Origin of the sequence: Sodalis endosymbiont of Henestaris halophilus (assembly GCF_900161835.1) — a bacterium.
GTDB lineage: Bacteria > Pseudomonadota > Gammaproteobacteria > Enterobacterales > Enterobacteriaceae.
On record NZ_LT897836.1, the window covers coordinates 434,473 to 447,252 of the forward strand.

Genomic DNA, 12,780 nt, shown 5'->3' on the forward strand with positions numbered 1-12,780 from the left:
TTACAAGGAAGAAGGATGCTATGGATTTATTGTAAGCTGATTAATAGTAGTGCCCTGGCTTCTCGACTAAGGCACCTATAAAACGCAGAGATAGAGATAGCTAAGTTGTGCTTGGCTATAATATTATAAGTTATTTTGTGCAGGGTAGAGAAATGATTGGGTGAATAAAGTAAATAAAGATTTACCTACGTTAAACGGAAATCTTAGCGGCAGGATATCTGAAGATCTCAAGAAATGTTAAATAAATCGATTTGAAATAAAATTTTATAAAAAGAAAAAATGCAGGACATACGGCGGAGCAATACGTAAAGAAGTGATTGAGCAATGATTTTGTATTGATAACAAATAAGTATAAAATACTTATATAAATTTATAAAGTTATAGGTTTTATCATTGAGTATATTATTAATTATCAGTTGGTTAAATGCTGAATTTAGTTCGCGCAGCTCCGTATGACGGATGTACTGTAGCTTTATGAATAATTATTTATCTGAAGTATTTAGGATAAGTTGTGTTGCATCACGATTATGTTGGTTTACAGTTTCGAATTATTTTATACTTACGTATAAAAAAAGGTTTAAACAAGTTAAATATAATGACTTTTTTATACAAAACGAACACTAAGCTGAATTGCTGCGGATTCTGTTTGAGTAAATGATCAAAAGTATTTCTTTAAATAAAAATGCTCTTAGTGTTTTCAGCTGTATTAAAATGCAATGTGTGCTAAGGCTATATATTGCCTACAAATAGTTATTATTGCGTAGGCCTGTAGATGATTATATGAAATAACTGGCGGTCGGTCATAAATTGCCCACAGTTTTTGCTAACGAAATACTACTTAAATCCGTCAGCCACGCTAAAGGTTCCTCGTCTAAAATCTCAACAGGTCCGCCTGTACATCGGGTACTCACTACCGGTGTATCACATATAAGATCTTCAACTAGTACGTTGCCAAATCCCTTACTATCAGAGCTCAGTATTCAGCATGCTAGCATAGCAAATATAGGAATAAGGATTTGTGTTAAATGCTGTAAATATCACCCGATCGGTAATGTTTAAATATTGCGCTAGTAAGTTAAGCCGTCTTATCAGAGCGTCGCTGCCTTTGCCTAGAATAATAACTAATAGTGCCTGAGAATATCGCTTGCGGCGTAGGATTTTAGTAGCCGTTCTTGGCATTTATTTTATGCAGATGGTTAACGTGAATTAGGTAAGCTTGACTAGCTAATTCATGGGGCTACGGCAAGTCTCCGAATAGTGGTTAAATCAAAAGGGTTGTACATTAAACCTTGGCTTGGGAGGGCTTTACCTTAAAACCATGAGCATATCGTCCAAGACGCCGCGCGAGACGGCAATGATATTGCGATTTTAGTAAAGTGAATGAATGTTTTAACGTTTTAACCAGAGAGATAGCCCTTTGCGATGACCCAAATATCCTAAGGAAAATATAGTATGCAGGTAAAACCAAATGCGTTTCTATAGCAATACGCGGCTACGAGCGACAATGCGGTTTGTTTTATGTAGATGAGAGATTATTAGATCGAATTTGTCTTTGCGCTTTTTTACTTCAAGAATAACTTTATCTAGTGCCCGCGTACGGTGCGACAACTTCGTTAGTTTTCTCCAAAGTCTATGAGCAATGTGGTCGGCTATAGTCTGGTATTGAATACCCGTACGGTAGCGGGTAGTCGCACACTTCCCTAAGAGAAAATATCGATACTTTATGGGCCCCTTGTCATTATTTCCTGTGCGAGCGTTAACAACATTTTCTCTACACCTACGCCTTGTAAACCATCAATAATTATCAATATACGCATGTTGATTTCCATCGTATATGATCTATTGTTCCACGTACCAAAACGTTAGGGTTCGATAAAAATCTAATGTAGTTATAATCATAATTTTGTACGAGATATTTCAGGTGGATTATCTGTCGAGCATATATTATTGCGGATAATTTAGTTGATGATCTTAACAGCGGTTGCGTGGAATAGTTTTTAGGATTAAAAGCTAAATTTAACATTTGCTATGTTTGCTTTTATTATTTCTCTAGAAAAATAAGATATAAAAAGTTAATTACATATTCTTAGTAAGAAGATGCTATGCTATCACGTGTTCGGATATGAATAAGAAAGGTATCGTTTCGAGTTAGTCTATTACATTAATTATGATGTATGAAATAATTTAAAATTATGCTAATTAGGCTATAATCCTTCTTGTATTTTGCGGTAATTAATATGCATTAGCATTTCTCTGCACATGGCTTTGCTTGCTTGTGATCTTACTGGAATAAGGAGGATCTATAAGTCCTAGTTGTTTAACTATTCTACGGTGAATAAATGTAAGAACAATTTCGTTTATGACTTAACTGCTGAAAATATTTTCTAGATGTCAACATTTTGAGTCATCGCGCTTAATGTGCATCGGTTGAATTAGTCCTATGTTCTAATGCTCCTTTAGACGGTGTGTACTATCGGTGTATTTTCTTAGTCAAATTTTGATTGAACTGATTTAGTTCTCCAGGCGTCAATGTGTTACGCAAATATACCAGGTGGTAAGACTGTATTTGGGAGGAGTAGGGTATTAGTTATATGTAAAATTTATGCTTTATTAATATAAAGTTATGTCAAGTAAATTAACTTAAGTGTAAAGAGTTATGCCACCAGACATAGAGCAACTGTATCACGATTTTGCTAGGTTTATTACCTTTAACTATAAAAACGAATAATCAATATACCCTTTAGAGCAGGAGTTAAGTATTATTAGCAGCGTCCGGATTAATTGTGAATATCGATTAAGGGAGGATATGAGTCCGCCTTTAGTTTCAGTACTATCTTCAGTGGGAACCAGAAGATGTCTTTAGCTAAAGATGGAGTGTTTAATAATGAATTATGATAAATTTTCTAGGGAAAATTAAAACTTGACGATGAACAAAAATACCTCATGTAACTACTTATGACTATTGTACTAACATTGGATTATGTATTAAACCACATGATTATCGTTAGTGTCGCCAACATATTTTAAATACAACTGCTTTAAAGACAGTTGCTAACAAAAAGAAATTAGGTGTAGTTGTTACTATCACAAAATAGGGCATTTAAAAGGGCTAACACCGATTTTCTTATCAGAGACCGCCAAGAAATTGCGCAGCGATCATCCACATCAAAAAAAACTTAACCTAAAGAGAATCCTAACTGCTAGCAGGCAAAATCAGCGATAGAGCAAAAAGAGGGCGCTTGAGTGGTAGGGTTAAGTAGAAATACTATATGAATAGCCAGATGATCGGTTGATAGAGTTCGCAAGCGTTCTGCTACTTGAATAATAAATTATATAAATAATAAGACACATAAAATATCTACAGTAAAATTACCCTGTCAGGGTAACAACGTTAGGTAGCTTGCAAAAAAACTACCGCTCTAATATTACGCGGAATTTTTGATGTTGATATTAAAATGTATCATAGTTAATACTAGCATACCGGCCCCCGATACATATAGTTAATACTTAACAACTTTGAAAGGTTATTAAATTCATGCATAATAATAAATCGCAGAAATATTGGTGGTGATAAATGCAGAAATTTATTGCTTTAACTAAGCAAACCATAGCTTGCTTAAAGTAGCTAACTTCAAAGATAGTCAACTACAGTTAGAAATTAAATATCCAGTCGTTAATAAGTTACTTGTGTAGATTGCGATCGCTAATTAGCATGTTCCTAAAATGCATAGAGTTCGCAGGTAAAAAAAGAGATTAGTAATCTTACTTATACTTGTGTATATACCAGCAAAATAACGCTAAGTAAAATAAATAATTTACTACGATCATAGACTTTTTGCATGAAAACCAACCTTAAAAGTATAAGAAAAACTAAAATTTTTGAACATTTCGCTTTCACAAACGCTATTCAATAAAGATATTTAACTCATTCTATTCTTCTGCAGCACCTCGTTGCTCAGCGTAAATGCTGGACCATGATAGTTTTTAATTTTCCGTAAAATAACGATAGCTTGTTTGTCCGAGTTTAATAAAATCGCGGTTGTGTAGGTTTGTTATACCCAGCTCGATAAAAGCAATAGCAAACCAGGAAGTTGAGATTCTGATTGATACTACGGCCTCCGCTATTGTTAAAGTAAGCATTTTAATCAGCACCAAGTCAGCAGCACACCTAGTTGCTGGTGTGACACGGTTTATAATTCGTATATACTGTGCAAGGTAGTATGAATTAATATTAGCCCCCTCCCCCACGATAATAGTATGCTAAAGAACGTTGATGCGGCGGTCAATCAAGCTAATACTAGAATATTATGCACGATTTAAAATCAAGTTGATATTTAAGATATATGCATAAATAACTTTGATAGATATCAAGATCATTATTGGCAACAGCCATCAAATTAATTTCGTCAATTTAGAGATCAATCGTGGTGATAAATGCATTACCGATAAAACGATGATATCATTTATCCAGTAGTATAAGCATTGGCAGTCTCTTTTATAAAACTGATGCGTACTTGTTTCTATTAATTTGCGTAGCGAAAAGTCACAAATTTGTTTGTGCTGGTAAACACCTAGTTAAAGTCAGTATAATGGCGTATTTACTTAAAATATATGTTTATTTCTCGATTATTAGACTATTGCGTCTAAGTGATTTAAGGCTGCAATCGTGGCATGCAGAAAATAGTTTATCTTACTGCTGTGACTGGCTAACCTCCTATAAAGTTAATGATTTTAACTGGAAATATTCGGGTTTATGGCGTAACAAGTGCCCCCTATCTAAATGAGCGAAGAAGATAGTATATAGTGCTTGTATACAAAATCGGGGGGTAAAATGAAGTGTATTTAATTTATTATTAATGCTGCTTTTAACAGCAGTGATGTTTATACATCACTGGAACTAAAAAACAGATATGGCAAGAACTTAGTAGCTGATATCATGGGCATATGTAGTTATAGTATAAAATACGTTCTCAAGTAGTTGCACATTTATCAGTATGATGAGGTTTTGTCCTGATTTTCGGAGAAAAATTATAATATCAATGTTAAATAGCAGTAAACATGATTATTTGGTCAGGACCTGGTGCTTCCCTAGTGTCGCCATAGCGGCACTAGGGTGTATTACATTAGTTAATTCCAAGTGAACGAAAGGTTCATCGCGTAGATGATTTTTTGTATCAAAGCAGCATCTCTGATACTTGACAACGTCGCTAGTTGTGAGATATTACGATCTTGTTATTAATGCTTTGTGTAGGTGTTGAATAGTTTATCAGCCGTAAACATCTTTTTGTTTTACCAGGCAACTTATATGTGTTGCTTGGTTATTGTTACTCTCTACCATTGATAGATGAATTGTATATTTGGGAAAAGTATTTAACAGTTAAAAAAGCTCATTAATAAAGTGCTTTAATGCAGGATCCGCTTTTCTATGCTTTATTACTATCTTGCCCCATCTGGAGCAAGATGCTGAATTGGCATTAACAGCAGCTTTTTCTGGTAGTGAAAAAACAAAAAAGACTGACCAGTATTTTATCATAAATAACCTTTACTTTTTAGGTAGTAAGTAAGGGTTGCAATAGTCGCCAGACGTGCTTCGCCGTTAAGTATTCTATATTGTTATTACTGGCATTTGAACGCAGTACTTGCTGATTACGACCATAAACGCCGATACGCTTCGGGTTGGTCTTACCGTATAACGTTAAGTTCGGACAGTTAAGAGCCGCAGCTAAATGGCTGAGTCCGGTATCTACCGAAACGATCGCTTTCGCGCCTACCAACTGCAAAGCTACTTCTCTTAATGTTAACAACGGAAGTACCTGCGCAGTGCAGCACCCGTTTATCATACGCCGTGCGCGTAATTGCTCATACTCTGTACCCCAGAGTAACTTAATGTGATAACCAGCAGCAGAGGCATGTTGGATTAATTTCCGCCAGTGGGATTCCGGCCATTCTTTGTCAGGACGGGTAGTAGCGTGCAGAAAAACTAAATAGGCTTCGTTGTCCGGCTTTGGTGTAAAGTAGTCAGCAATAGCATAATCAACGGGCGCTGTAGAAATAGGATAACAAAGACTAGCAGAGAGCAGCTGGCGGATGCGCTCTATGGCGTGCTGTTGCTTGCCTATTTTGTGCCGCTGATGGTAAAACCAACTGGCGAAGGGTTCGCGCGCGCTTGTGAAGTCCAAACCGTGTTTTTCTCCACGTGCCAAGCGAGTGACGAATGCGGCGCTTTTCATCAGTCCCTGCGTATCTATAACCACATCGTAGAGTTCTTGCTGGAGATGACGTTTAAAGTTATCACGCTCCTGACGCGCAGCCATGCCGAACCAGTTTTTGCGCCATCGTCGAAGCGCTACTGGAATAACTTGCCGGACTGCCGGGTGCCAAGTGGGGATTTGTAGAAAATCCTCCTCTACCACCCAGTCAAAACAAATCTCCGGCAATGCTTGCATTGCATCTGTCAGCGCAGGCAAAGTGTGTAATATATCACCCATTGAAGAAGTTTTAACGATTAGAACTTGCATCAATATTCCTTTTAGAGTAGATTAATCAAAATGTTTTTGTTTGGCAACCATGTCAAAGTGCAATTGGTAAAACCACCATTAATTATAATTTTGATTGGATGTGTTCTTTATATACAAATTAGTGATTTACTTCCAAGGTCAGTTAACTAAATATCTCTTGATAATTTTTTTCGTCTTGTTTGAGTAACCGACAACAACTTAAATGGCAATATTATAGTTATTTCTTTCGCATCATAATGTTGCACGTACATTTTAATAACGTATTTTGTCACAAAAATTGATTTAATATAATATCCGTCAGTTTTTACTGACGCTTGCCAGGATTTTGATGATAACGGTAAGTGGTCAAATTTCTCGATTTTAAGGTATTTAATTAATTTATGGTTCTTTTTCTTAACACCGTTGTAATAAAATATTCATGGCTTTATGAGTAACATCTCATATTCTATGAATATTAAATTTCTTTTAAATTATTATTACTTTTAGTTAGGTAACCAAAATACGGACTACTTTATCTAAATATACGCAGAATAACTTCTTGGATTAGTTGGCATTAAATTTCTATTTTACTAGTGAAACCTGATGCTAATATAGCATCCCTGTGAATATCACGGGCAGGTTTTATATCAGATGCCGTCATCGGTCAGGCGGCTATAGATTTATTCTTGGCACACATTCTATGTGTAACAGTCGCTAAACCCTAGTATTATTTAATTAGTTATCTCGCCACCTACTGCTTTACGTTATCTGACAACATCAAAAAGTTTGCGGTTATTTATGCCGAACATAAAATTTTCCCCTACGAGTATCCCGGTAGCTAAAATTATTCTAATTGCTAGCAAGCTACTACGTAGCTTTTAGGCTACCTAAAGTAATTTAACAATTATAGAAACAAGCTGATAAAAGCTATACTGCTTGATTTGTCTGTTTATAGGAAAATTAATATTGTTTGCTAAACAAACTCAAAACTTTTCCGTTTAGAAATCATCGCCATCGTTGTACTGGACCTTTTGTAGGTTGTATCACTGTGATACTATTCGTCGAGAGGATCATGTATTTGCAACATATTCATTGCCTCCGTATTTTGCGGGATAGCGTTTTTAGCTATTGATTATCACTTACTTATCCTTTACCCAACTTACCAATAATTTATCTAACTTTGTTAATATGAATTATCAAATTTTTGATTGTTTATCAGCATATTGTGAGTTAGATATCAAAATTACTTTTAGATTTTTTAAATCATGTATACAATAGTATTGTACTGTGCTATGAGCACAGTACTCATTCATGTAATCTGTTCAAGGGATTGATAACAATATTAGTAAGATTGTCCCTGACCTGACGTTTAAGTTGAAGGTTTTATCCGGTTATTGAGAGCTAGTTATTTAACATTTATGATCTAGTTGCATCTTCATTAGTAGAATTTTAGTTAATATAGTTAGGTGACTATTTCGGGTGCTAAAGTTAGCAATAAATGATTTCTCATTTGGTCACCTGTAAAAACTTGAGGTCAGGATAATATCCTGACTTGTGCGTCAATTTCAGTGTACTACCATACTTGTATCTTAATATCACCAACATTTGTCTGCATGATGTGTTATGACAAATTACTATTATGATACGACAGTATTGATATTTGTTGTCAAAAGAGAATTACATTTGTAATTGTACAACATAACGTTGAGTTCAATCGTAATATTGAAATATCCAGATTGTTTGGTGTTATTACGAATTAGTCTATGTAAGAAGTGACTGAAAACATCTATCTATGCTAACTTATAGAGTGCATATTTTCATCTTCTGTCATTTCTGTTATTAAATAGTTACGAGGTCAAGCAACAGGATACGTCACATGATAAAACTTTTATACATCATATGTTATTCTAACTCTTTTATAATATGAAATAATTTATTAATTCAATGAATGTGTTCATTGAACACATATAACATAATAAGGTAATTGATAGTTAATAGTAGAAGATGAGTTAATTAGCAAATTGCAGATAACAAATTTTGCATACAATACAATATACAAGAGTATAGTGTTTAATTTAAGTATATCTTAAAAAAGATAATTAATGTTTATCTAAGTTAACTTAACAAATTAAAAAACCTAGGTTTGTTGCTAAGATTAATGCAACAAGTTAATTTGCGGTTAAGGATTTTATTTAGTAAAGATAAACTAGTATTATACTGTGACGATAGATTAGTGAAATTAATTAATTTACGTAAAAATATCTTTTAGCTCCTATTTAATATAAACAAGATAGTGTTATTTAACTATCAAAATAATCTTACGATATAATTTGTATTATAATGAAGTTATACACTACTGAAATATTTGCGTTTAATTGTGTAAGATTATATTTAAGTGAGTTTCTTTTTATCCCGTAAACACGAGATTATTAAAATGTAAAACATTATTTATAGAATAAATATTTGTTGGTTTATGTTTCACGCAAATAAGTAACAAGATACTTATTTCATCTTAATTACAGAAGCAACGCTTCTTATCTTGTATAAGTAAAATAAATAAAAAGATAATGCATGATGTATATAATTAATATTATATAATTTATTACCAAAAATCGCAAAATATATGTAATTATTAATCGTGCAATAATTACTCATACCAGCTTACGATAAGAAATAATTACTTTAACAATCAACTACGTTAGTTACTAGTAATACACTTAACTTAATTGATTATTATCAATGTAAATTATATTTTGATTATGGTATTACCTGTGGTGTATTTATGTAAAATGCTACATTGAGCATTATTTTATGATTTTAATTAATCAATTATTGTATAATTAACTAAAGTTTTATAAATTAAATGTCAAACATAGTTGTTTGTAGTATTATTATGGCATTAAGGTTAATACCTTTATGTTAATTTAATTACCATTAATCTCTATTAAAATAAATAAAAACTTACGGGAATTAATGTCATGATAATAAATCAAAATTACCTTATACAATTTAATTGTGTGATTAAAATAATCAATAAGCATTCTTAACTGCCTGTACTATATAACTTTTCTTTAATACTTATATTTAATTAATGATGCTTGACTAAACGTATCGATTATGCTAACATAAATAAGGTTATTACAAACCTTAAGATAATTAATATGATTTATCTTGTATTAATATTTAATTAAATATGTCATAAGAGCATGTATAACTTGGTAACAAACTACTTGTTTATAAAACAAGAATAAATTAAATGTATTTAATTATAAGCGTGAATCGTTAAGGTAATTATTTACCTTGTTGCATTATATTTATATTAATTATCAATAATATAAATTCACATATCGTACCACCATCACACTAAGTGGTTGAGAGTTATCTATGCTCATGCTCTAATAAAGCCTAGGATCAGATATTAAATAATGATGCCAGGTGTGTTTTGCGGTTTTTTTATTATTAGTTAGAATGATAACCTTAGATAAATTAAGTCATCTATATTTAAATTGGTAGCTTATTATAGTTTACTCTAATGCTTGACCAGAGTACTCCTCCAGTATTAATCTTAGTATTAATACTCACTAATTTTTCATTCACCGCCTTACTGCCATTTTGAATTGACAATTAGATAATTGCGGTAGCGACGGCGCATTGCTGCCCGAGCTTTTATAAAAGACCTTTTTCAACGATCTATAAAATTAATTAATGAAATAGAGCAAAACTATTTAAGAGGTAAATTACGTATAAATTGTGACTAATAACATTAAGCACTGCTTTAATGTTAGCGTCTACGATAGTTGTATCTCTAGTTGGCGACTAACCAACTAGTTTCAGCCAATAATGTATTAGCTAATTTTTGCTTGGCGTTAAAACATTTATTCAGCTCACAGAGATAATTTAATAACAACATAAAACTAGTACATAAACTAATTATATAACTTGTGTTTCCCTATTAGATTTAGATAGCTTGTCATTGACAGTGGTTGCCGCAATAGTGTCATTTGATAAATAGTTGTGAATCGAACTTGCACTCGTGTAGTAGTTTGTCGCTGTAAATTAAGGAAATAACCCTATTCACAGGGTTGCTTCCTTAATAAGTGTATAGTATTGTACATAAACAGTTCAGTGCAGCAATGTACATATTTCTTGAGTAAATATTTACTGGCAACTTCTTGCGATATTTGCACGTCTTATCGCAAGATATTCCTGCACATACCAGAAGTGCCGATGAAATAAAGTAGTTTGTACAACTTATTCGTCACGCTAACCTATATAATGCGTGTGAATACCCCCAATTCTTCCAGCTACTTCCGTAGCACAGTACAACTAGCACAATATGTTATTGTGCTAGTAAATGCCCTCTATCTAGAGACCTTTAAATAAGATTCAGCAGCAAGCTTATACTTTATAATACCGAAACATAGTAGAAGTTACGTGTTTCTGTCCGTTCGTCGCAATGGGGTAACGCGAATTTATATTTACACTTTAACAATTGCTCACTCACATAGGTAATTTACTTTAGCTAGAAATATAATTTCTCGTCTAGCTTCATGGTAATATATAAAAACACAACATTCCTTTTGTAGTTACGGAGATTTTATGTTGACGCGATGTTATGACGTTAAACAACGCCAAGCGGACTTACTCGAACGAGTAAAACAAGATATTCCAATGTTAGTTAGCGCAGCTCTAAAAGAAGACCTGGGCGGCAGCAACATCGACGCACAGGCCGATATTACAGCATTGCTGTTGCCAGCGGGTAGTCAAGCCACTGCCGTCATTGTTACCAGAGAACAAGGCGTATTTTGCGGGCGCCGTTGGCTTGATGAGGTATTCAGCCAGTTGGGAGGTGGTGTCGCTATCGAGTGGGAGGTCGATGATGGTGATAATATTGAACCCCATCAAACCCTGTGCAGGTTAAGTGGATCTGCACGCATACTGCTCACTGGTGAGCGGACCGCACTCAATTTCGTTCAAACTCTATGTGGCGTAGCTAGCGAGGTAAAACGTTATGTTAATGCGCTATTGCATACCAACACTGCTTTACTTGATACACGCAAGACCTTACCTGGATTTAGAACCGCACTAAAGTACGCGGTTTTGTGCGGTGGTGGCGGCAATCACAGGTTAGGTTTGGCTGATGCATTCTTAATTAAAGAAAATCATATCAAGGCCGTCGGCTCCATCGCTGCTGCCGTCGCCAAAGCTGTTGCGTTGCGTGCCGAAATCCCGATAGAGGTAGAAATAGAAACATTGCATGAGCTAGACGAGGCTTTAGAAGCCGGTGCCGATATCATTATGCTAGATAACTTCAACCGTGAAGATATGATCAAGGCCGTAGCCATGACTAGAAATCGGGCAAAGATAGAGGTTTCCGGCAATATTACATTTGACAATTTACGTGATTGTGCTCGGACTGGAGTAGATTTTATTTCCATCGGAGCGTTAACGAAACATCTACGGGTACTAGATCTCTCTATGCAGATTCTTTAACGACAAAAATGTGAGCGACTGTGCAATAAATATTGCAATTTGCCTATCATAATTTTATCTCGGTGGACAGAATAATAACCAACATAGGATGTAATCCTATGCAGATTAGGCAGTAACGGACATTCTAGATCTTTTTTGGCATTCTGCGCTTGGCAACTAAGCGTAAATATTTCCATATCAATGCATTTATTTCCGGCCAAACTATCGGTTGCAGCAGCGCATTTACGGGCCACCACAAATACTAGGTATGGTGGGTCTTGCTTTCTCTCCCTTTGTTGCTTTTTTGTTTATCAGAGCGTCCGACGCTCACAGAGCACTGAGCCTGCCGAGAATTTTCATGGAAAGTATAGTTTTTTATGACTGCACCACCATACCGGACTGATATTAATATTATAACCTCATCTATCACGATAACATCATTATTTTATAAATCATATTAAATAATAGTTTTCTGTTTTTATTTAATATCTGCGGGATTGATGATTTCTTTACGTTGCCAATTAGCCGGGAATAAATAAGTGTTAGGTGCGCCTCACGGCACAGCTTGCTTAAAAAGCTTGTAGACAATAAGCTACTATATTAAAGTATGGACGTGAGTACGCATCCATGATGTAAAGGCAAACCTAATATTGACACTTACTTGACTATGTATATTAGTTGCTGTAATTTATTTGATATCAGATATTTACTGAGTTAGCCATTGAAATCTTAATATCAATACAGTATGATGTGGTAAAGTGATTTATTAGTAGTACCTTTAGGTAAAACTTTCTGCTGGCTTGTTTTTATT

The 12,780-nt window shown here is 34.3% G+C and carries 3 protein-coding genes; 1 reads left to right on the plus strand and 2 read right to left on the minus strand.

What is annotated here, in order from left to right:
- Positions 1-5,549: 5,549 nt before the first annotated feature.
- Positions 5,550-6,518, minus strand: coding sequence for a lipopolysaccharide heptosyltransferase RfaC (gene rfaC / locus HBA_RS00925; RefSeq protein ID WP_097032186.1), 969 nt, complete (start codon positions 6,516-6,518; stop codon positions 5,550-5,552).
- Between the two features lie 4,578 nt (positions 6,519-11,096).
- On the opposite strand from rfaC, the gene nadC reads away from it, so the two are divergent.
- On the plus strand, positions 11,097-11,990 hold the full coding sequence (nadC, locus tag HBA_RS00930) for a carboxylating nicotinate-nucleotide diphosphorylase (RefSeq protein WP_097032187.1): 894 nt from the start codon (positions 11,097-11,099) through the stop codon (positions 11,988-11,990).
- Here the strand turns inward: nadC and HBA_RS00935 are convergent.
- Positions 11,987-12,223, minus strand: a complete 237-nt coding sequence (locus HBA_RS00935) for a hypothetical protein (RefSeq protein ID WP_157774240.1) — start codon at positions 12,221-12,223, stop codon at positions 11,987-11,989. The two genes, nadC and HBA_RS00935, sit on opposite strands and share 4 nt — an antisense overlap.
- Between the last annotated feature and the right edge of the window lie 557 nt (positions 12,224-12,780).